Genomic DNA, 22043 nt, shown 5'->3' on the forward strand with positions numbered 1-22043 from the left:
TATCAACTTCAAAAGCTTTCCGCTGAGCCCTAAATACTGATATTGTGTTTTTTACTTTTATGGCACATGGAATGTAGGCCAAACTGATGGAATCGATAACTCAAGTCTCTGATACCCCAGAAAATCACAGTACAAAACCTATACGTAACGCAAATATTGATGCTATTCGTGGACTCGCAGTACTGGGGATTTTGTTTATGAACATCTATTATTTTGGTAACGCCGTTTCAGGTTACGCCAGCCATGAAATATCCCCTCTTCATGACACCTTAGTGGAACTATTTAGTAATTTTTTTCTTGAAGGACGCTTTATCAGCCTATTTGCAATGTTATTTGGTGTAGGCTTAGCGGTTCAGTTCGATCGGTATTCTAAACAGAATATCGACGCCTATAAGCAGATTAAATCACGACTGAAGTGGCTATTAGTTTTTGGCGCCGTACATGGGATTGTTATCTGGTCTGGTGACGTACTGTTTGCTTACGGGCTCAGTGGTTTTTTAGCCCTTTGTTACCTGCAGCTTGATAACGATAAACTAATAAAAAAATCACTGCTGTTTATTGCCATCTCAGTGTTTACTTTTACTCTTTTTAGTATCTTCTCTCCCGAAGAGCGGTTTATTCGAGGGTCTGAGCTATTTGAAGAGGAGTACTTGATATGGTTCAGCACATACTCTGAACAGCTATTGATGCAACTGATTATATTTACGACTTTGTTGTTGGTTGTCCCATTAACACTAATGTGGCTTTCAGCAGGTTTGATGCTGCTTGGCGTAGCACTTTATCGTAAAGGCATTTTTCAGCAAGGATTTAGCAAGCGACATCTTATCTGGTTTGCTTTGACGAGTATTTTTTTCTCTACTCTAGATAGCCTACTCTCCTTTTCTGAAAATCCAATATTACATACCCTATCGGGCGTGATCGTACTGCTCAGTGCAATTCCGATGGCGCTAATTTACATGCATCTGCTGATAAAAATATGCCAAAATCGCTCAACAGTTTTAGCTCCTCTACAAAAAGTAGGTCGACTTGCCTTCAGTCTATACATACTGCAATCAATTTGCGGAGTATTGCTGTTTCGTCACTTTGAGCCAACTCTGGTAAACACCCTAGATAGACCAGACTATATGCTAATTGCCATTGGCTACTCAATTCTCCAGCTTATTCTAGCCACCATATACCTTAACTATTTCAATCAAGGGCCATTAGAGAAACTGTGGCGGAGACTAGCAAAAGCTAAACCAAATGCGGTTCAAGAAAACGATCAACTTCTAGATCAAAGGAGATGATAAGATTGATAAAGAGATATCAAGCTCCTACTCAAATTACCTATCAAACATAGTTGATACAAAAGTACCCGCTAAGCTCGCTGTGAAGGTTAACTCAATCTTGAAGGAGGGATAAAAAGCCACTCAAACCTTCAGAGCTGCTGAGATTGTTTTTATTTCAATTATGTGAACTGTGCAACTAGGTTTCAGCGCACACTTGTACTCATAATAAGCCACGCCAAATAGTATCTGACCACTTTTTGACAACTGGAGCTTGTAATGAAAACTAGTGACTACCCACTCTCACAGCATAAAGAGTCTCTATGTACGCAGTGCAGCCAAAAGATCGACTCAAGTTTAATTACCTGCCCTGAATGTCATGCAACCCAAGGGTTAGAAGCCCTTGCTGGCGTCGATCCAAACATACATATCAAGAACCAAAAACTCGCAATTTGGTTTAGCTTTCTGCTGAGTGGGCTCGGAATACACAAATTCTATTTAGGCCAGTATATGAAGGGCAGCTTATACCTAGTCTTTAGCTGGACTTTAGTCCCTGTACTCGTCGGCTGGATTGACGCTATCCGAACTTTGAATATGAGCCCCTTTAACTTTGCCCAGCGTTACTCAAAAAGAGTAGAGCGCTATTGCATATAACAAATACCAACTTAACTCATTATCTAGATTACCTGTCACACCTAGGCACATATTTAACGAGGTGATCTAGCAGATGAGGCTTCAACTCTAACCATACCAAGTAACATTACTGCTTATGGTATTCCTCAAAATCTGATGCGATATCTTTCATCTCCTGCATCTGTAATTCACGTTGCTTTTTAGAAAGTTGCATAAGCTTATTTTCCAACTCAATAATCTGTTTCTCATCTACAGCTGTTAAATCCTCTTTCTCTTCAAGCTGTAATATCTTCTCGTTTATCAGATCCATCTCATCAAGGAGCTTTTCTGAGGGCATTTGCGCCTCACCTTCCCCCTCCCAAGCATCCAATTGCGCTGCAGATAAGCCTGTTGCACTGGGAACTTCTCTACTCATGCATGCCTCAAGCTCTGACTCATCCCCTTGCATGTTATGATTTTTCAAACAGTGGGTTAAAGCAGCTCTAAAGCCTTTTTCTAAGTGGGCTTCAGATACGCCAGTTGCAGAAGAGAGCCCCTTAAACTCTCCCATACGCTTCATTTGAGTTACGGAAAACTCGACCATCTTATCCACTTCATTGGCAATTGAAGAGAAGCTAAGCGATGCTAACAGCAACAGTGGTAGTACGTTCACTTTCATAAATTAATCCTTTAATTCCTAGGGATGAGTTACAAATCAACTTACATTCACCATACCTAAAGTAAAAGTGAAAGTCTGTAACTTCAATAGAGGATAAAACTGACGAAAGAGATGAAATTCTAAGAGTACAAAACGGGCTTGGAACGGGAAGCTTTGCTAACAGAAAAATTAAACCCACTTTTCGGTATGAAAGGGGAGGTATTGCGCTGAGCATCACTCTCCACGCCAATAGAGTTTCCACTCATTAGGCCCTATTTCGCCTTAAAATAGGGTGAAATCATAAATTTATGTCTAAACTCAAATGGCTCAATGCTTCTCTTGACGGAGCTTGTCCGTGGCGAGATCTATAACAAATAAAACTTGAATTTATGGTTTTTTATCTCGCAGACGGTTGCAAATGCAGAGGATTATCAATAGATTATTTTCAAGCCTGTAATCCCTTCTCACTCAACCCTAAACCTAGCAGACACGATCTGCTTGCTAAAAAAGGACTAAAAGATGAGTTACAAGACACGAGTATTATGCGCGACAGCGATGCTTCTACCATTTTTGACAACTGCCGCTTCCGCTAAAAGTGCTGAGCACAACGTTTCAGATCAAGTGATCGAAAAGCAGAGAGCCGCACTGGCCGCCAATACAAAAGGTAAAGGTTACGGCCCTCAGTCGCCACGTGATATTGATACCATCCAAGGCAGTAACAAACGAATATTTGCTCAGGCCCCTATCTACACACAAATGAACCTATGCAACATTCATTTTCACAAAAATGCAGAACATAAAGGTGGTGAATTCACCAAATATGCCGGAAATGGTGATGGTCATGGATACCACAGTGGTTACCAATACTCAGGAAAATTATCCAAAGCGGAGCTCACTCCACTTAAGCATAAAGTAGGTGCAAGTAAGCATGGTAGCCTGTATCCAGGAGATACCATTGAAGTCCACTATGTGCACTCAACAGCTCAAGTCGCACCGGGAGCAACATTAGGTGCCTGCCTTAGCGATGCCAATAAAAATCCTCAACTCAGAGTAGAGACTCAGGTGTATGTGTTGGTCAATGACGCTAAGGCTAATAACTTTTTAACACTCACTGAGTTAGGCATGAAAAACGGCTTAAATCAGGCTATTAATATTCCAAGTAATACTGGAAAGCCAGTTCAATATACAGGATCGACAACAGGACCTGGCTATAACGAAAAAGCCTCACCACTTCAGGTAAGTTGGAGTGTTCGACCTCAGGTGATGAAGGTTGATATTAATAGTGTTGGTAAGTGGTTAGAATCGAATGCTTTCGATGAAGATCATGCCCATGGCGTGAGAAATCTAGTGACGAACCCAGATCTTCTCTCTGCTGCTCATTAGCCTTGGCATAGGCGATAATTAGAAGTTATTTTATATTATCAAGGTAACTATCATGATGGTCACCTTGATAAATCTACGCCTCTTCTCCTCTAGAGGCTTGGAGGTACTGACGCCCCAACAGCACAAGTAAAATCCCACCTAACACAGCAAACGATGAGATAACCAGTCGCATCGTAATCGCTTCACTGGCAAATATCACTCCACCAATTGCGGCAATAATTGGCACAAGCAACTGCAATGCCGCCGCTTGCATAACTGACAATCCCCTCAAAGCAAAATACCATAGCGCATAGCCAACACCGGATGCGATGACACCAGACAAGACAGCAAAGATGATCCCAGCTTGAGTCAAGCTGGCAGATTGGATTGTGAGTAGAAGTAAAATGGCGATAAAAGGTAAGGTTCTAATAAAGTTATAGGTCGTATCTAATATGGGGTCTTTACAACCTCTCCCCTTTACCGTGTACAAACCCCAAGCTACGCCCGAGAGTGTCATCAAAATAAAGCCTGCCATTGATGGTGTACTCAAGGTTGGCAGAACTAAATAGACAAATCCGCTAAAGGCGATAACCACTCCCATCCACTCAAGATAGTGCAGGCGATTACCGGAGAGTAGGCTTATCAAGATCATGGTTAACTGCACCGCACCAAACAGAATCAAGGCGCCAACTCCAGTATCTAGAGAGATATATGCATATGAGAAAGTCACGCCGTAAAGGAATAACATAAAGCCCGCTAGCCAAGAGCCTCGCCCTGTTCTTATCTCTTGCTCTTTATAGGTTTGTCGCTGTTTTATCAGCCTAGTCAGCAACAAAATAATCACTAATACTAAACTGCCGGATAGAAACCGAATGACGGTAAAGCTGGCGGCATCTATAGCCCCGTCACCTAAGGCTAAACGACATAAAACGGAGTTCCCTGCAAATGCCAGTAATGCGAAAATAGTGGCTAAGATAACCTTTAACTGAGCAGGACTCTTCATTAAATGCTCCACCACAAACCCCTTCGGATGACTGGACTTAACCCTTTAACGACAAAAGAGATCACTCTTTAAGCTCTGTCGCCACTTTCAGTTTACTGTGCAGTGTTTTATGAACCGGACACTTTTCCGAGATAGCTAACAAGCTCTGCCTCTGCTCCCCGGTAAGCGCACCAACTAGCTCTATCTCTCGGCTTAAGGTGTCGAGTTGAGTATTAGCAGTCTCACAATCTTCACAGTCTTTGATATAAGTTCGGGAGTGAGAAAGATCTATCTTAATATCTTCCAGAGGCCACTTTTTTCGTTCTGCATACATACGCATGGTCATCGATGTGCAGGCACCAAGAGCTGCGAGCAGGTGCTCATAGGGATCTGGACCTAAATTTTTACCCCCCACTTTTAATGGCTCATCGGCGAGCCAAACATGGCTATCGCTGATAATAGTCTGAGTAAATTTATGATCTTTCTCCTCCACTCTTAAGTGCCCCTCTGTCACTTTATGAGAATGCTTAGCTGCGATGGAGAAGTCCAGATAACGGCCACTCCAACTGGCAACCACACTCGCGACATAATCAGCATCAGCTTTACTGGTCAACAGGTGATCGGCAGTATCTAAACTCACAAAGCTTTTAGGGTGCTTAGCTTGGGTATAGATCTTCTCAGCCTGTGCGATAGAGACCGCATCATCAACCGGAGAGTGCATCACTAAAAGGGCTTTTTTATCCAGAGAGAAAGCCTGTTTAGCATGATGATCCAGATCCTCCAAAAAGTGCTTTTTAATGGTAAATTGTCGTGGACCTAAATTAACAGCAGCTAAACCTTGTGAATTGATTTCATCAATTGCACCGGAAAAATTATGCACCACATGCTCTGCGTTTGCGGGAGCCGCTATTGTCACCACCGCCTTGCACTCTGGAATGTCATTAGCAATAGCGAGCACTGCAGAGCCACCTAAACTGTGACCGATAAGCAGCTGAGGTGCATCGTATTGTGCTCTTAAAAAGTCAGCAGCAGCCTTGAGATCGTCAAGATTGGATGAGAAGTTAGTATTGGCAAAGTCACCATCACTGTTACCTAATCCAGTAAAATCAAACCTCAATACAGCAATCCCTTTTTGCACCAAAGCGCGGGAGATCCTTGAGGCCGCAGCAATATCCTTACCACAGGTAAAGCAGTGAGCAAACAAGGCGTAAGCACCAATCTCCCCCTCCGGACGTTCTAGCAGACCTGCCAAGGTGATACCGTTACTGGGAAACTCAATTTTCTCTTTCATTTTAACAACCTCAGGTAAGGGGTTTACAGGGAGATTAGGACCACTAATTAAACTGCGCAACCGGATTCAAGATATAGACCCGAGCAAAGAGGAAAAGCTTTCCTATCCAAATAAAATATAGCCTATCTCAAACGACTGAAATTATCAGACATGCATCACAATTCCTGATTATTCAGGAGATAAGTCTGTCGACAAAAAAAGCGATTCGAATTATTTTATCAAAAGATAATACTCACAAAAATCAGGTAAATAGCCGGGTAATAAAGCCCAAAAAACAGCACTTCAACACCAACAATTCGCGCACAACTGAAAAATGTAACTTAACAAACAACCCCTATCGGATCCTCAGGTAGCGGGGCTTTTCTGTGTGCGCTCTCAACAGCTATACAGTTGTTACGGAACGTAAAATGAAAAAACACTTTGAACTTATCGATAAGCCAACCTTTTTTGGGGCTTTAATACTGCTTTTTTCGGTTGTGATCCCCTTGCTTATATTCCCAGCAGAGGGAGCACATTGGATTGCTGTAGCTAAAACTTTTATGACAGATAAGCTAGGTTTTGCTTATCTTGGCCTAGGGTTAGCGGCATTCTTCTTTATGATATATATCGTCTTCTCCGATATAGGTCAGATAAAACTAGGGGACCCTGATGAGGCACCCGAATTCGCTCTCGCCTCCTGGGCAGCCATGCTATTTTGTGGCGGTATCGGTGCTAGCATCCTCTATTGGGGAACGATTGAGTGGGCCTACTACTATCAAAATCCCCCTTTCCAATTGGAAGCGGGTAGCGAGGAAGCTGTCCGCTGGGCAGCGACCTACGGCCTATTCCATTGGGGACCGATTGCTTGGTGTATCTATATGATCCCAGCAATCCCGATTGCCTACTTCTTCTATGTTCGCAAGCAGCCTGTACTTAAAGTTTCTGCCGCACTTATGCCTGTTATCGGTGAAGCAAATAGCTTTGGTAAACTTGGTAAAGTGATCGATATTCTGTTTATCTTCGGTCTATTGGGCGGAGCAGCAACCACACTAGGTTTAGCCGCACCTCTGATCAATGAGGGGATAAGTTATCTGTTCGGCATTCCTACATCCACAGACAGCCAGATTGGCGTACTTTTACTTTGTACGGCTATATTTGCTTACTCATCCTATAAAGGGATGGACGAAGGGATTAAAGTTCTAAGTAACATCAACTTCTGGGGCGCGTTAGGCCTACTGGCTTTTGTACTTGTCTGCGGTCCTACCATCTTTATGTTAGAGACAGGTTTGGACTCTATCGGTCGCATGCTATCTAACTTTTTTGTTATGGCGACTTGGGCAGAACCTTTTGGCGGCTTAGGAACCTTTGCTGATACCCACTTCCCTCAAGATTGGACCATATTCTACTGGGCTTGGTGGTTGGTATTTGCACCTAGTATGGGTCTGTTTGTTGCGCGTATCTCTCGAGGCAGAACCATTAAACAGATGGTATCTGGAGCCGTATTCTTTGGTTCGCTAGGTTGTGCAATGTACTTTATGATCTTAGGTAACTACGGATTATCACTGCAGTTATCGGGTCAACTCGATGTCGTCGGCATACTGAACTCAGAAGGGGCAACTCGCGCTATCTTCTCTATCTTAGAGCAGCTACCGTTTAGCACCTTGATCATCGCTCTATTTACCTTACTATGTATCATCTTCACTGCGACCACTTTCGACTCTATCTCCTACATTCTAGCGTCGGTAGTACAGACAAATGTCACTGAAGACCCTATGCGTTGGAACCGACTTTTCTGGGCTTTTACCCTCTCGTTTATGCCATCAGTTCTGATGTTTATGGGCGGCTTAGCCACACTACAAACCGCCGCGATTGTAGGAGGCCTGCCCCTACTTGTTATCGCGATAATGTTGATGATCTCAGGCGTTAAAGCAGCCATGTTAGATCTGAGCCATCAGGATGATTATGTGGATCCGGTGATCAATATATCTGATCTGCCAGAGGTCGATCCTTGGAGTAAAGAGGGCCAAGCCCTTGCGCGTTTTGAACTGTTACGAGATAACGCCATTGAAGCCGCAAATTTAGAGCGCGAAGCCATCGATGCTATCTGGTTGCTAAAGAAACAACTACGCAGGGAGGCTCTATCTCGTGGTGAGTCTAGCCTAGAGCTTGGCAATGCTCCGGATGAAATTATTACAGAGTTACGCCAACTGACTGAGGATGCGATGAAAGCCAAAGAGCGCAAGCTAGAAGCTTCAGAACAAGCTCAAGCAGCTAGAGCCTCTTTTAACGAGCTTATGCGTGACAAGGAGGAGGGTGAACTATCATTGGCTCAAGAGGAAGCTAAAGCCGCTATTCAAGCAAGATTGAATACACAAGGCTAATCCATTAATTAGAATAATCCTAACAAAAAATACCTAACTTATGCCCGTAGTAACCACTTCTGCGGGCATTTAATACCGCCCTACCAAAAAACACCTGCCAAAAGTACAATCAACTACAAGAAAAAGCCTTAGCAGTTCCAAACCCTACCACCTCAAGAAAATTCAGCTATACAAGAGGGAAATATCACATTTTAAATTTAAAACCTCTTATCACACCTAGAACCACGTCTATACTTTATAAACTTATCTGAAGTGCATCTTTATCGCTCAGAACAATGCAATCAAATGAAAACTAAAGAGGTTGACCATTAATGACTGAATCTAATGTTTTTCATATTGGACACCAGCAATCAGATCAACTCAGAGTAAAAGAGTTGAGTCACTATATATCGGTCATTGAAGAGAGCGAGTCTTCATTAAACTCTTTGGTCACCCTATTAGCACAGCTATGTGATGTTCCCTTCGCAGGAGTCAGTGTTATTGATAGTGATAAAGTATGGATCAAAGCCCATTACGGCATTGAAGCTAACTACTTACCCAGAGAGGGAGCATTTTGCGCCGAAGCGATAGAATCGGCGCAACCTTTGTTTGTGGTAGAGAATGCTATTAAAGATAAACGCTTTATGAATAATCCCTTAGTGATTAATAATCCATATATTCGATTCTATGCTGCAGCCCCCTTTCATGGTGAACATGGGTTCGCTATCGGAACCTTATGGGTCATGGATATCAAACCTATAAAAATAACTGACAAGATGGCGCTGATAATAAAATGTTTAAGCGCCTACTTAGCACAGGCACTGGAGACCCAATATAAATGTGAAATCACCCAACTCCCTAATAAACAGTGCTTTCAACGGCAGCTGCAAGGGTTAATGAATAATGTAACCAATCGGTTTTCCGTAGGAACAATTCATATCCAAAGGTTGCGGCACATCAGTAATATCTATGGGCCTGAATTTCGAGATGAACTCATTGCTACCATAGGTCGTCGATTTAATAGTTGGGCTCAAAGTGATCAACTGGTTTCCCACTTTGGTAATGGAAATTTTGCCTTCTCTTTTATCGGTGAGAGAGAACAACAGAACATCGAAGCGCTCTTATCCTTATTAACATCCCCTATCACTTTATCAGGTATCACCACCTCAGTGACTGTTAATGCAGGCATCGCCTATACACTAGCAAAAGAGGCAAGCGCAGCTGCATTAATTGATATGGCGGAATTGGCTTCAGTGGAAAAAAGAGCATAGGTATCACCAATATTCATTATCAGGAAAATGGAAGCAGTAACAATCAACTGGCGATTGATATTAGATCTTGCATGCATCAAGATGAAGTCGACAACCATCTGACTCCCTTCTATCAGCCTCAAATTGATATGGTGACAGGAACTTTAATCGGCTTTGAAGCCTTAATGCGTTGGAATAACTCCCGCTATTTAAACACCTCAACCTGGCAAGTATTAAGCATTGTCGAGTCAATGGGGATGATACCAGCACTGGATCTGGTTATTTTTCGTAAAGTGTGCAGAGATATCGCTGACTGGAAAGCTAACGGGTTAACGGTTCCTAAAGTCTCTACCAACCTATCTAGAACTACACTACAAACGGCTTCATTACTGGATGAATTAGAGCAAACTCTTAAACAGTATGGGCTTGAAAACACAGATGTAGAACTGGAGATCACGGAGAGTGGCTTCTCTTTGGATGATAAACTGTTTTCAAAGCAGATCTCGGTTCTCAAAGAGGCCGGATTTAACATTGCCATCGATGACTTCGGGACAGGCATGTCCAACATAGCCACGATTAGGGACGTTGAATGTCACCTACTTAAGGTCGATAGGCAGTTTGTTCATGGAGTATCGATCAACCAACATATAGCCGCTTTGCTCAGGTTAATCAAAGGAACTGCCGATCTGTTAAATATTCCTTTATTGGTGGAGGGGGTGGAAACTCAGGATGACTTAGACTGGTTAACTAATGAAGGTATCAATTTAATCCAAGGTTGGTACTTCTCCAAAGCACTCCCTGCAATTATGATCCCTGGACTATTGCAAAAAATCAACAGTACCCCCAAAGAAGAGCAAGGGAGATACTCCAACAATGCTGAGCAACTACGCTGCCTATTGACAACCATAACCGCAGGACAAACACTTCGTTAAGCTTATCCGCAGGAAGACCTATCTCGCTTATATTTGCGATGAGCCCCTCTCCCATTTAACAGCTATTTCACTATATTAATCCTAACTGTAAATAAGTTATCCTAGCTTCGCATTTAAAACCCTTACCTAAAAATGCCGAATTGAGCACAAGGAATGAAGCTGGAATGATCGCACCCGAACAGTTGGTTCAACTATCAGGTATCAGTAAGACCTTTATCGATGGTGACCAACGCCATACTGTGTTGAATAAGTTAGATCTCACGCTTTCTCAGGGAGAAACCATAGCGCTAACTGGTGCCAGCGGCAGTGGTAAAAGCACCCTGCTCAATCTCATCGCAGGTTTCGAAAGAGATGATGCTCACTCAACTGTCACAAACTCAGCCTCCTTGACTGACCATCATTCACACTCAAGCGATACAAACAGCGGTACACTCACCTTACTCGGTCAAGATACCACCCATTGGAAAGACAGGGATTGGAGCCAATTTCGCCAGACCTCTTTAGGAGTTGTTTTTCAGCAGTTTAATCTACTCACGCCACTCAATGTCAAAGATAACATCGCTTTTCCTCTCAGGCTCAATGGTCAAGATTGGAACTCTTGGTGCACGCATCTGGCCAGTACTTTAGGCCTAAATGAACTATTAAACCGCCACGTAGAGAGCTTATCTGGTGGACAACAGCAACGAGTCGCAATCGCGCGGGCTCTTGCCCACAAGCCGCCACTTTTATTGGCCGATGAGCCTACCGGAAACCTAGATCAAACAGCCAGTATGGAGGTAATGCGACTCCTATGTGAGCTGGCTGGTGAACATAAAACCTCAATTCTCATGGTGACCCACAGTCTAGAGTGCGCTGACTTTATGCTTCGAAGATGGCACTTAGACAGAGGCAAGATCCATGAGTAAAACCGCTCAAAATAGAGCAGCGAGTTTTTTATGCGAGCTCAATAATCGATGAATAACTTCTGGCTGAGCCTGACTGTTTTTATCAGTCATTACCGACAAGCGCCACTGCAGGCTGGCGCGATCACTATTGGCATCATTTTGGCTGTCATGCTACTCACTGGTGTGCGGGCCACCAATGAAAACGCAATAAAAAGCTACAGCTCTGTCACTGAACTATTAAGCCAACAAGCTAAATGGAACATCACCCCAAGCTTAGGTAAGAAACACTTAGATGAGTCACTCTATTTCGACATTCGCGCAGCTGGATTTAACCTTAGTCTGCCAGTGATTGAAGGGGTTGCCACCAGCTCGGATAACAGACGATGGCGAATACAGGGAAGCGATTTAATCGCAGCATTAAGTTCAACCTTAAGCAGCAGTGATAACAGCAGCCAAACCAACTCAGAAAGCAATCACAGTCAACCCGCTCTTTTCTCCACGGCTATCCCACTAGGGAAGATCCTTTCGGGTACTCCTATCGTTATCATGAGCCAATCGATGGCCAAACAGTTCGATAAGGGAGCTAAGTTCTCGCTCTCTGGCATCGAGCTTGAGATAGTCGCCCTCGATGATAGTAGTCAATTAGGTTCGAGTATCTTAATGGATATCTCTTTAGCGCAGAAGATACTCAAGCAGACAGGGCAGCTGAGCTACATCGCGCTATTTAGTGATGTCTCAAGCCAGAGAATTCAGCTTGAAACCCTGCTCAGAAAACGTGGCAATCTGATTGAAAGTGATAACGGTGATAGTCTCACCGCCCTAACTGAAAGCTTTCATCTGAACTTGACAGCCATGAGTTTACTGGCTTTTGTTGTGGGGTTATTTATCGCTTATAACGGAGTTAGGTACAGCTTGCTCAAGCGGCAGCGATTGCTCACTCAGCTGCAACAGCTAGGGGTGAATAAGACTGCCTTGATGTCGGCATTGCTCACTGAACTCACCATCTTAGTGCTGTTGGGGTCTATAGCAGGCTTTATCTTAGGTCTTCAGCTAAGTCACTGGCTACAACCTATGGTTTCAGTCACCCTAGAACAGCTCTATGGCGCTAAGATTCTACCCGGTAACTGGCAGTGGTCCTGGCTATTTCAGGCATTTGCTTTAACCCTTTTTGCTGCACTTGCAGCATGTAGTTCACTCCTATTCCAATTAACCCGCCAGGCTTTATCGGGAAGCTCTAACCATTTTACCCAGATAAGCAATACGGCTAAGGTACAAAGATATCAGCTATTCACGGCGTTTATTCTAGGCATTATCGCTTGTATACTCCTACCTCTAAGCCAAGATTATCGCTATACCATGGCTCTGCTCGGGCTCGTTATCATCGCCATTCCACTGGCACTGCCTACCTCTTTAACCATCATGATTAACCTACTACTTAAATGTATTAATAAACTCCAGCAGAGAATTGGATTTAAGGGGTTACTGCATTATCAGATAGCGGAAACTAAAGAGTTAATCGCGCCACTCTCTCTGGCCATGATGGCAATGTTACTTGCACTCACCGCCAATATTTCAATGAATACCTTGGTAGGGAGTTTCGAAACGACCCTCAAGCAGTGGTTAGAATCACGTTTACACGCTGAACTCTATATCAGACCCGCCGCCGATCAGATGCTAGAGGTCGAAAGCTTCTTAACTAAGCAAGCAGGTGTCGATGCCGTCTACAAACAGTGGTACCTCAGGAGTCAGCATGAAAAGCTACCTATTAACTTAGTCACCCGCGATGAAACCTCATTAAGAGAAACCACAGTACTAAAATCATCCCTCAAAAACCTCTGGCCTGAGCTGCAAAGAGGCACACAGGTGATGATAAGTGAGCCTTTGGCCATAAAGCTCCAGATTAACTTAGGTGATGAATTAACCTTAGCAGCCATCCCAAGTATGCGTTTTACTGTGGGCGGCATATTTTATGACTATGGCAACCCTTATGGTGAGATTATTACCTCACCTAAGGTATGGCAAGAGCAGGACTTTCCTTCTACCCCCTTAAGTTTAGCGGTGGGTTATCAGGGGGAAACAGATAGATTAAAACAGGCTTTGCAGGAACAGTTCTCCATCCCTGATGCGATGATCTACAGCCAAGAGAAGATAAAGCAACAAGCGATTATCATGTTTAAAAAAACCTTCTCTATTACTCAGGTACTCAATACATTAACCCTTCTTGTCGCGGCTATCGGACTCTTTAGCGCCTGCTTTATGCTAACTCAAGCCAGAATGGCGCCTATGGCCCGCCTATACACATTGGGAGTGAGCAGGGTGCAACTCACCCAGATGGTGTTCATTCAGATGGGGATCATCGTCTTGTTTACCTGCTTTGTCGCGCTGCCGACCGGTGCGATATTAGGCTATCTGTTGATCCATAAGATCACTTTGCAAGCATTTGGTTGGAGCATCGCCATGGAGTGGGACTGGTTAGCTTACGGCAAAGTCGTAGCCCTTGCACTTGTCGCAAGTTTATTTGCTGTTGCGCTGCCTCTGTATCGCCAGACTAAAAAACCACTTATCTCCAGCTTACAAAGTGAGGTTTTGTAATGACGATTGTTCAGATAAAAATAATTCGAAAAAACATCCTCACAACCATCTTAGCTTTAGCCATAAGCTTTATGCTATTTGCCTGCTCCAAACCACACAACACAGAGCAAGCCGTTTCAATGGGTAAGCTAATGGGACACTCTCAAGAGGGAGCAGGTCAAACCTACACTCAAGTCGAGAAAAGCCGAGCTATCTCTTTTCCCCAAGACCATTTAGCTCACAATGACTTTCGTCAAGAGTGGTGGTATTTAACCGCTAATTTAGAGACTGAACAGGGGGAAAAACTCGGTCTACAATGGACTCAATTTCGTATCGCGCTAGCGCCTAAAGAGCTCCTCTCTGCCTCAAATAAAAAGCCTGAAAATGAGGAGACAGAGAACAACAGCTGGGTAAGCAAACAGCTCTATATGACTCACGCAGCAGTCACCACACAAGAGCAACACTTTGCCGAAGAGAGATGGTCCAGACATCACCCAATGCTTGCGGATGTATCAACAGTGCCACTGACCATAAAAATCGATAACTGGCGCTGGATAGGCACTGGGGAAGAGCTCTTTCCTGCCTCACTCGCAGTAGATGGCGACCAGTTTAGTTATCAATTATCTTTAGACACTCATGCTCCCTACCAGCTACAGGGTGAGCAAGGTTATAGCGTTAAAAGTGCAGATGGATCAGTGGCTTCACACTACTATAGCCAGCCTTTTATTCAGGTCTCAGGCCAAGTTACCCTGCAAGGTGAATCCCATCAAGTGACAGGAAAGGCTTGGTTAGACAGAGAGTGGAGCTCACAGTTTTTAAATAAAGATCAAGCAGGCTGGGATTGGTTTGCACTCAGGCTAGATGACGGCTCTACCTTAATGCTGTTTCAGCTTAGGGGAGAGTCAGACAGTGGAGCTAGCTTCTACAGTGGTCGGCGTATGTTTAGCGATGGCAGTGGCCGCAATATTGAATCTGATGAGATAACAATAGAGGTACTAGAGTGGCATCAGATAGACACAAGCCGCTACCCAATCTCATGGAAAATAAGTATCCCTTCAGAGAGTATTCAACTCACAACCCAGGCCTTGAATCCAGATGCAAAGATACCACTAAGTATCAGTTACTGGGAGGGACCTGTGGTGATATCTGGCAGTCATCAAGGTGAAGGCTATATGGAGCTAACCGGATACTAAGTCTAGCTTCTAGCAGAATCAGGTAAAAACATATCTAATTTTAGTTAACACCAGTCAATTTCACTACCTCTAAATGATAATAACCACCGTATTTCACGAGTGTAACAACTCTCCTATCTAACGAACAAAAATCGTTCACTAAATAAGCTTTTTATGAACTAATCTATCAACTAATCAAAGTGTTCGAGCTGATATAAACAATAAAGGTCAAAATGTGAACTCCATCACGCACAAAATATTGATCTTGATCTACTAATACCTCAGATACCCCTTACTAGGTATACCCACAAAATATGTAAGGTCTAGACTCGATAGTAACTTAGACAGGTAGCCCTCCTAAAACTAACCCCAACTGCTACCTGTCACTTCTACGTCGAGGTAAAACAGAGATGAGTCAGGAATATCATGTTACCAGTCTGGTCGTACACGCAGCACCCGCTGAAGTTTCACAAGTAGAAGCCAAGATACGATCACTCGATGGTGCGGATATTCATGCCGTGACCTACGAAGGTAAATTTGTGATCACTTTAGAGGGCAAGACGCAAAAATCTATCTTAGATAACGTTGAAGCGATAAATGCCTTTGAGGGGGTTCTCAACAGCAGTCTGGTCTATCACCAAGTGGAGCCTATAGAAGAGTAAGCAGTGAAGTAACAAGCTGAAAAGCAATAATAAGATCTAATACTAACATCAAATAAATTTAAGCAAGAAAACAGAAGAGTGAGGAACACCATGAGCATTAGCCGTCGCGAGTTTCTAAAAGCCAACGCTGCCGTTGCCGCTGCAACCACAGTTGGTGTGACTCTGCCAGTGAGGATCGTTGAAGCCGCTGAGCAGAAAGATAACATCAAATGGGATAAAGCCCCCTGCCGTTTTTGTGGCGTAGGCTGTAGCGTTTTGGTAGGCACCAATAATGGCAAAGTCGTTGCCACAAAGGGTGACCCAGAGAGCCCAGTTAATAAAGGCCTTAACTGCATTAAAGGCTACTTCCTATCGAAAATCATGTATGGGAAGGATCGTCTAACGACACCACTTCTACGTATGACCGATGGAAAGTACGATAAAGAGGGTGAGTTTACCCCAATCAGCTGGGATAGCGCCTTTGATATCATGGCTGAGAAGTGGAAACACACTCTAAAAGCTAAAGGGCCAACTGCAGTCGGTATGTTTGGCTCTGGTCAGTGGACAGTCTGGGAGGGCTACGCCGCCTCTAAGCTGCACAAAGCAGGTTTTCTCACCAACAATATCGACCCTAATGCTCGTCACTGTATGGCTTCGGCAGTAGGTGGCTTTATGCGTACCTTTGGCATTGATGAGCCAATGGGCTGTTATGATGACTTAGAAGCGGCTGACCACTTCGTGTTGTGGGGCGCCAACATGGCAGAGATGCATCCCATTCTATGGGCTCGCCTGTCAGACCGCCGCTTAAGCAGTCCAACGAGCCGCGTTCACGTACTCTCTACCTTTGAAAACCGTAGTTTCGATCTAGCCGATAACGCCATGGTTTTCCGCCCTCAATCAGATCTCGTCATCCTTAACTACATCGCAAACTACATCATTCAAAACAATGCAGTTAATAAAGAGTTCGTTAACAAGCACACTAAGTTTGCCTTAGGCACCACAGATATCGGTTATGGCCTTCGTCCTGAGCACCCGTTAGAGCAGAAAGCGAAAAACCCAGGTAATGGTAAGTCGGCGCCGATAAGCTTCGATGAATATGCAAAATTTGTCAGCACTTATACCCTTGAATATGCGGCCAAGATGAGTGGTGTTGAGCCAGCAAAACTCGAAGAGATGGCCAAAGCTTATGCCGACCCATCCATCAAGGTAATGAGTTTGTGGACCATGGGCATCAACCAACATACACGTGGTGTTTGGGCAAACAATATGCTCTACAACATCCATTTGCTAACGGGTAAGATCGCTACCCCAGGTAACAGTCCATTCTCACTAACAGGGCAGCCTTCAGCATGTGGAACCGCACGTGAAGTGGGTACCTTCGCTCATCGTCTTCCAGCAGATATGGTTGTAAAAAACCCTAAACACAGAGCACTATCAGAAAAACTGTGGCAACTTCCTGAAGGCACCATACCACCAAAACCAGGCTATCATGCCGTGCTTCAGAGCCGTATGCTCAAAGATGGCAAGCTTAACTGTTACTGGACCATGTGTACCAACAATATGCAGGCAGGCCCTAACATTAACGATGAAATTTATCCAGGGTTCCGCAACCCAGAGAACTTTATTGTCGTGTCAGATCCCTACCCAACTGTCACTGCAATGGCGGCAGATCTTATTCTACCGACTGCGATGTGGGTGGAGAAAGAGGGCGCTTACGGTAATGCCGAGCGCCGTACTCAGATGTGGCATCAACAGGTGAAAGCTCCCCAAGGGGCTAAGTCAGATCTGTGGCAGCTGGTTGAGTTCTCAAAGCGCTTCAAAGTTGCGGAAGTTTGGCCAGCAGAGTTAATCGCTAAGAAGCCTGAATATGCCGATAAAACACTCTTTGACGTGCTATTTGCTAACGGCGAGGTCAATAAGTTCCCAACCTCGGACTGTAAGGGTGAGTTAAACGAAGAGTCTGATCACTTTGGCTTCTACCTGCAAAAAGGTCTGTATGAAGAGTATGCTCAGTTTACTCGTGGCCATAAGCATGACCTTGCAAGTTTCGATACCTACCATGAAACTCGCGGCCTACGTTGGCCCGTAGTGGACGGCAAAGAGACACTACGTCGCTTCTCGAAAGGCGATCCCTACCTCAAGGCAGGTGAAGAGTTTAACTTCTACGGTAAACCGGATGGCAAAGCGGTGATCTTCGCACTGCCATTTGAACCAGCAGCAGAGGAGCCAAACGAAGAGTTTGACCTATGGATGTCAACAGGCCGAGTACTCGAACATTGGCATACAGGCTCTATGACAGCCCGCGTACCTGAGCTATATCGCGCTTACCCTGATGCCCAAATCTTCCTCCACCCTGAGGACGCTAAGGCCCGCGGTCTAAAACGTGGGGATGAAGTGATCGTAGCTTCACCTCGCGGTGAAGTGAAAACACGGGTCGAGACTAAAGGTCGAAACAAGCCACCGAGAGGCGTGGTATTTATGCCATTCTTCGATGCTCGCCAGTTGGTGAATAAGCTTTTACTAGACGCGACGGATCCGCTCTCGAAAGAGACAGATTTTAAGAAGTGCCCCGTCAAAGTAATGAAAGCCTAATGTGCCTAAATAGCGGAGAACAAACGATGAAGAAATTATTCACTGCAGCGGCGCTTATCATGGCGCTGGGTGCCTGCTCTGGTCAGCAAACTGATACACAAGCTGATCCGGTCAATATTAACTCTCTTGGAAAGTCTGAGATCACAGAAGTGCGCGCCGCCGATGCGATGCCTCTCTACCCTAAACGCGGTAAGTCAATTGAGCGGGAGTTTGTCCACCAGCCTCCTATGCTCCCCCATAAGGCAGATTATAAGATCACCATGAAGAAAAATGGCTGTATGTCTTGTCACAGCTGGGATAAAGCTGAGAAACGTAAGGCAACACCTATCGATATCTCACATGTTAAAGATGATAAAGGTAGTCTGAACAACCAATATTATTCATGCTCTCAATGCCACGCTCCTATGGCAGAGAATAAGCAACCACTGGTCGAGAACACTTTTTCGAACAAGTAGATGCTAGAGTAAACTGTTAATAAAAAACCACCTTTTCAGGTGGTTTTTTATTTAGCTTAATCTCTTTATTGACTGCAACCTAAGCTCTCAAACTCTTCTGTCGACATATACTCTGTCGTTGGCAGGTAATCCCCCATTACAGCGTATTCATCGCCTGGCATGGAAGTATTTTGAATCGCTTGGGGAAAGTCCTCTTTCGGCAGCATATTTCTGACGATAAGCAGCGCCTCATTCAAACGGTTTTCTCCACCCTCAATTACACGCCCAAATCCATCACCTTGCTCAGTCCAAGGCAGGTAGTTATGCCCGCACTCATTTGTCGCGTTAGTCGGTTTATCGGCTAATAGACTCGTCACAACAGTGTAGTAACCATCCTCATCCAGCGTTAACTCCTCATCAAACAGACAAGCAGTAACGGCCTGAGAGTAATACTCATTTTGACATATAGACCAGTACCTTAGCTGAGAGTCTCTCTCATCATAAGTTGGCACTGATGTTAACGTTCTAGGAACAGATGGGAGCTTTCCTCTTGTCACTGCCACCGCACCAAAATCATTGTTCAGAAATGTACTGACATATTGATTATCGGCATTGGCATAAAAGGTCACCTGCCGCTCAGGCATACCGTCACAGCGACCTAAAAAGGCGCATTGAAAACCAAATGTGCCATTGTAAGCCGCTCTCCAAACAGCAGGGTTGTGAGCAGGTTCTACCGCGGGGTTAGCCCTTACCTGCTGATAAGTTTGTGCAGGAACTAGAGGAATAGATAAATTATCGGTATCAACCTGCAGGGCACTACATGCCTGCTCACCCACAAGCACCTCTCCTGACTCAAGGGTCAATTCAACAGCGGGAAGTGGCACATCTCCAAGCCCATCACGGCCCTCATCAGTGACATAGATACGATAAAGCAGTACCGACTTATCACCCGAATTAACATAGTCATAGAGAGTATTTGGGGCCCCCTCTCCATCAGGTTCGCCTTGGGCTATCTCAATGGTAAAATCTCTTGGACTAAGTTGACGTTCTGCTCCCTGCAGATAGGGATTAAACGATCCCAGATCTGGCACTATGTTCTGATCGGTTAAAGATGATGCCGGAGAAGTATCTAGACGATAACTGTTTAGCGACATATACCTAGCATAAGGATACTGGCCATTGAGGGTTAACTTGGCACCACTAGGCAGTTTGTAGCCCGCATGCCAGTAGTTAGCACCAGTATCTGGGTAGGCAAAGTTACGCTCGGGATGATCAATATTGTAAGGCCCTACCCAAAAACATGGACTCAGTGTCACCTCCTTTTGAACCACCTCTTCAGTGGCATCATCACAACCACTAAGCAACAGTGCTGATAAAGAAGCGCTGATGACAGCAAGCATAAAGCGCTTTCCTCCTAACCAATTTAAGCTATTCATACCCATACACCCTTCCCCTTCTATTTATCATTTTTTATTAAGCTTGCCCCTACAGGTACAACTAAATCAGCACTCTGTTACAAAACTATCTGAGCAGGTTTGAGATCAAGCCTATTTATTTGTAACCTAGCTTATCTGGGAGTGAATTAATGGTTACATCGGGACAGGTTTATGACTTTAGAAGACAAGTTCACCGTACCAGCTGAGGCAACCACCTTATCTTCCTGGGCCCTTGCTATCTGTCGAACCATAGACAGCTACGGCGTTGAAAGTGGCGAGCTGCTGCAACAAGTTGGTATTAACCCCACACTACTTCAAGACCCCAATGCCCGCATACCAACAAAGCTAGTCACACAACTTTGGCATCTAGCGGTGGTGACGACCGGAGATGAGTCCATAGGGCTAAAGGTGGCTAATTTTGTTCAGCCAACCAGCTTTAATGCTTTAAGTTTTTCGCTGCTGGTCAGTGAATCTCTGCTTGATGCTTGGGAGCGGGTAAAACGCTACTATGAGATCATCAGTAATGTGCTAGAGATGAAAATCGAGCGAGGAGAAAAAGAGTCTGCACTCTGCTTTATCCGTTTACCCGAAAAACACTATGCTGATGAAGCGATAGATGCCTTTATGGCGACAAACCTCTCTATGTCGCTACAGATAAGTCTTGGAGAACTGCAACCAAGCAAACTCGAACTTGAGCGATCCTCTCCCTCAGATCCTAGTCCCTTCCACTCGCTATTTCTCTGTCCAATTGAATTCAATGCTGATGCTAATCGTATCTACTTTACCAATGAAGCACTTAACATCCCATTTCCCTCAGCTAACAGGGCGCTAGCACTGAAAAATGATCTTGCCGTTGAGGAGTACTTAGCTCAGCTCTCGACTCAATCCTTCAGCAGCAAGGTTACTAAAGAGATTGTTATCGCCATGAGTCTTGGTAATCCAGAGCGAGAAAGCATAGCTAAAACATTCCACATGAGCAGTCGAAACCTCCAGCGAAAGCTAAAACATGAGCAGACCAGCTTCAGTGAACTGTTAGATCGCATCCGCAAAGAGCTAGCATTGAAGTACATACTTAATTCTGAAGTTGCAATTATTGAGATATCTTTTCGATTAGGCTTCAAAGATCCAAGTAATTTCACCCGTGCATTTAAACGCTGGTACCAGCAATCTCCCCTCCAATACCGTAAACAGAAGTAACTTTTAATCTCTACGCTATAAGGTGTTTATTTAATAACCATCTCGTTCAACAATCGATATTATCACTATTGCTATCTCATCGAATTAAGGTAATTTGATTAAAACGCCAATTAAGGAGCCTTATATGAAACAAGGTAAGCACGATCCGCAACTGTTAAAACTCGCGATGGAGATTGGTGTAGGCTACGCAAAGAAAAGAGGGTTCGCCGATTTCGACAAGGGGATCTCACCTAAAGATAAGGTAGAGTGTATCTACCGTTTACTGGTGACAGATAAACTGATCCAACCTCTGGCAAAAGATAAAGAAGATGGGCCAAATATGAAACATAAGCTGATCTTATGGATCACTCGTCAACTGCCTGCAGATCATGAGCTATTAAACTAGTGGTTCAGTCTAAAGTGTGGGGGGATTGCCGTATCCCTTC

General features: G+C 44.3%; 18 protein-coding genes. 14 read left to right on the forward strand and 4 right to left on the reverse strand.

The window, feature by feature from the left end:
* Positions 1-86 precede the first annotated feature (86 nt).
* Complete coding sequence (locus K0625_RS02635; protein ID WP_220108248.1) at positions 87-1286, forward strand: DUF418 domain-containing protein; 1200 nt, start codon at positions 87-89, stop codon at positions 1284-1286.
* Between the two features lie 258 nt (positions 1287-1544).
* Positions 1545-1919, forward strand: coding sequence for a TM2 domain-containing protein (locus tag K0625_RS02640; RefSeq protein WP_220108249.1), 375 nt, complete (start codon positions 1545-1547; stop codon positions 1917-1919).
* A gap of 106 nt (positions 1920-2025) precedes the next feature.
* Here K0625_RS02640 and K0625_RS02645 read toward each other — a convergent pair whose 3' ends face one another.
* On the reverse strand, positions 2026-2556 hold the full coding sequence (locus K0625_RS02645; RefSeq protein WP_220108250.1) for a hypothetical protein: 531 nt from the start codon (positions 2554-2556) through the stop codon (positions 2026-2028).
* Positions 2557-3054: 498 nt separating this feature from the next.
* Between K0625_RS02645 and K0625_RS02650 the strand changes: the two genes are divergently transcribed.
* Entirely contained in the window at positions 3055-3918 is an 864-nt protein-coding gene (locus tag K0625_RS02650) for a delta-class carbonic anhydrase (protein WP_220108251.1), read from the forward strand.
* Between the two features lie 73 nt (positions 3919-3991).
* Here K0625_RS02650 and K0625_RS02655 read toward each other — a convergent pair whose 3' ends face one another.
* The gene (locus K0625_RS02655; RefSeq protein ID WP_220108252.1) at positions 3992-4900 is read right to left on the reverse strand and encodes a DMT family transporter; all 909 of its coding nucleotides are present in this window, start codon (positions 4898-4900) and stop codon (positions 3992-3994) included.
* 61 nt (positions 4901-4961) lie between these two features.
* A complete protein-coding gene (locus tag K0625_RS02660) occupies positions 4962-6170 on the reverse strand; it encodes a bifunctional alpha/beta hydrolase/OsmC family protein (RefSeq protein ID WP_220108253.1) in 1209 nt (402 codons plus the stop codon).
* Between the two features lie 407 nt (positions 6171-6577).
* On the opposite strand from K0625_RS02660, the gene K0625_RS02665 reads away from it, so the two are divergent.
* The 9 genes from K0625_RS02665 (at position 6578) to K0625_RS02705 (ending at position 19006) form a co-directional block, all read left to right on the forward strand.
* The gene (locus K0625_RS02665) at positions 6578-8530 is read left to right on the forward strand and encodes a BCCT family transporter (protein ID WP_220108254.1); all 1953 of its coding nucleotides are present in this window, start codon (positions 6578-6580) and stop codon (positions 8528-8530) included.
* Positions 8531-8841: 311 nt separating this feature from the next.
* Complete coding sequence (locus K0625_RS02670; RefSeq protein WP_220108255.1) at positions 8842-9780, forward strand: diguanylate cyclase domain-containing protein; 939 nt, start codon at positions 8842-8844, stop codon at positions 9778-9780.
* A gap of 71 nt (positions 9781-9851) precedes the next feature.
* Positions 9852-10691 (forward strand): EAL domain-containing protein, encoded by an 840-nt coding sequence (locus K0625_RS02675; protein WP_220108256.1) that lies wholly within the window; start codon positions 9852-9854, stop codon positions 10689-10691.
* Positions 10692-10855: 164 nt separating this feature from the next.
* Positions 10856-11596 carry an ABC transporter ATP-binding protein gene (locus K0625_RS02680; protein WP_220108257.1) on the forward strand — a complete coding sequence of 247 codons (741 nt, stop codon included), beginning with the start codon at positions 10856-10858 and terminating at the stop codon, positions 11594-11596.
* A 48-nt stretch (positions 11597-11644) separates the two neighbouring features.
* Complete coding sequence (locus K0625_RS02685) at positions 11645-14167, forward strand: ABC transporter permease (protein ID WP_220108258.1); 2523 nt, start codon at positions 11645-11647, stop codon at positions 14165-14167.
* Positions 14167-15339 (forward strand): lipocalin-like domain-containing protein, encoded by a 1173-nt coding sequence (locus K0625_RS02690; protein ID WP_220108259.1) that lies wholly within the window; start codon positions 14167-14169, stop codon positions 15337-15339. The genes K0625_RS02685 and K0625_RS02690 overlap by 1 nt, the downstream gene beginning before the upstream one ends.
* Positions 15340-15728: 389 nt before the next feature.
* On the forward strand, positions 15729-15980 hold the full coding sequence (locus K0625_RS02695) for a chaperone NapD (protein WP_220108260.1): 252 nt from the start codon (positions 15729-15731) through the stop codon (positions 15978-15980).
* A 90-nt stretch (positions 15981-16070) separates the two neighbouring features.
* Positions 16071-18551 (forward strand): nitrate reductase catalytic subunit NapA, encoded by a 2481-nt coding sequence (gene napA / locus K0625_RS02700; protein WP_220108261.1) that lies wholly within the window; start codon positions 16071-16073, stop codon positions 18549-18551.
* Positions 18552-18577: 26 nt separating this feature from the next.
* On the forward strand, positions 18578-19006 hold the full coding sequence (locus tag K0625_RS02705; RefSeq protein ID WP_220108262.1) for a nitrate reductase cytochrome c-type subunit: 429 nt from the start codon (positions 18578-18580) through the stop codon (positions 19004-19006).
* 65 nt (positions 19007-19071) lie between these two features.
* Here K0625_RS02705 and K0625_RS02710 read toward each other — a convergent pair whose 3' ends face one another.
* Positions 19072-20421 carry a hypothetical protein gene (locus tag K0625_RS02710; protein WP_232846893.1) on the reverse strand — a complete coding sequence of 450 codons (1350 nt, stop codon included), beginning with the start codon at positions 20419-20421 and terminating at the stop codon, positions 19072-19074.
* A gap of 171 nt (positions 20422-20592) precedes the next feature.
* Between K0625_RS02710 and K0625_RS02715 the strand changes: the two genes are divergently transcribed.
* Positions 20593-21618: an AraC family transcriptional regulator gene (locus tag K0625_RS02715; protein WP_220108264.1), complete on the forward strand. Its 1026-nt coding sequence runs from the start codon at positions 20593-20595 to the stop codon at positions 21616-21618.
* 124 nt (positions 21619-21742) lie between these two features.
* Positions 21743-22003 (forward strand): DUF5062 family protein, encoded by a 261-nt coding sequence (locus K0625_RS02720; RefSeq protein ID WP_012326703.1) that lies wholly within the window; start codon positions 21743-21745, stop codon positions 22001-22003.
* Positions 22004-22043: the final 40 nt, after the last annotated feature.

The organism is Shewanella nanhaiensis, from assembly GCF_019457885.1.
GTDB classification, from domain to species: Bacteria; Pseudomonadota; Gammaproteobacteria; order Enterobacterales; family Shewanellaceae; genus Shewanella; species Shewanella nanhaiensis.

Excerpts from the sequence above, each read along its gene's own strand:
- K0625_RS02635 (WP_220108248.1), top strand. The coding sequence starts at position 87 with ATGGAATCGATAACTCAAGTCTCTGATACCCCAGAAAATCACAGTACA.
- K0625_RS02640 (WP_220108249.1), top strand. The coding sequence starts at position 1,545 with ATGAAAACTAGTGACTACCCACTCTCACAGCATAAAGAGTCTCTATGT.
- K0625_RS02645 (WP_220108250.1), bottom strand. The coding sequence starts at position 2,556 with ATGAAAGTGAACGTACTACCACTGTTGCTGTTAGCATCGCTTAGCTTC.
- K0625_RS02650 (WP_220108251.1), top strand. The coding sequence starts at position 3,055 with ATGAGTTACAAGACACGAGTATTATGCGCGACAGCGATGCTTCTACCA.
- K0625_RS02655 (WP_220108252.1), bottom strand. The coding sequence starts at position 4,900 with ATGAAGAGTCCTGCTCAGTTAAAGGTTATCTTAGCCACTATTTTCGCA.
- K0625_RS02660 (WP_220108253.1), bottom strand. The coding sequence starts at position 6,170 with ATGAAAGAGAAAATTGAGTTTCCCAGTAACGGTATCACCTTGGCAGGT.
- K0625_RS02665 (WP_220108254.1), top strand. The coding sequence starts at position 6,578 with ATGAAAAAACACTTTGAACTTATCGATAAGCCAACCTTTTTTGGGGCT.
- K0625_RS02670 (WP_220108255.1), top strand. The coding sequence starts at position 8,842 with ATGACTGAATCTAATGTTTTTCATATTGGACACCAGCAATCAGATCAA.
- K0625_RS02675 (WP_220108256.1), top strand. The coding sequence starts at position 9,852 with ATGCATCAAGATGAAGTCGACAACCATCTGACTCCCTTCTATCAGCCT.
- K0625_RS02680 (WP_220108257.1), top strand. The coding sequence starts at position 10,856 with ATGATCGCACCCGAACAGTTGGTTCAACTATCAGGTATCAGTAAGACC.
- K0625_RS02685 (WP_220108258.1), top strand. The coding sequence starts at position 11,645 with ATGAATAACTTCTGGCTGAGCCTGACTGTTTTTATCAGTCATTACCGA.
- K0625_RS02690 (WP_220108259.1), top strand. The coding sequence starts at position 14,167 with ATGACGATTGTTCAGATAAAAATAATTCGAAAAAACATCCTCACAACC.
- K0625_RS02695 (WP_220108260.1), top strand. The coding sequence starts at position 15,729 with ATGAGTCAGGAATATCATGTTACCAGTCTGGTCGTACACGCAGCACCC.
- napA (WP_220108261.1), top strand. The coding sequence starts at position 16,071 with ATGAGCATTAGCCGTCGCGAGTTTCTAAAAGCCAACGCTGCCGTTGCC.
- K0625_RS02705 (WP_220108262.1), top strand. The coding sequence starts at position 18,578 with ATGAAGAAATTATTCACTGCAGCGGCGCTTATCATGGCGCTGGGTGCC.
- K0625_RS02710 (WP_232846893.1), bottom strand. The coding sequence starts at position 20,421 with ATGAATAGCTTAAATTGGTTAGGAGGAAAGCGCTTTATGCTTGCTGTC.
- K0625_RS02715 (WP_220108264.1), top strand. The coding sequence starts at position 20,593 with ATGACTTTAGAAGACAAGTTCACCGTACCAGCTGAGGCAACCACCTTA.
- K0625_RS02720 (WP_012326703.1), top strand. The coding sequence starts at position 21,743 with ATGAAACAAGGTAAGCACGATCCGCAACTGTTAAAACTCGCGATGGAG.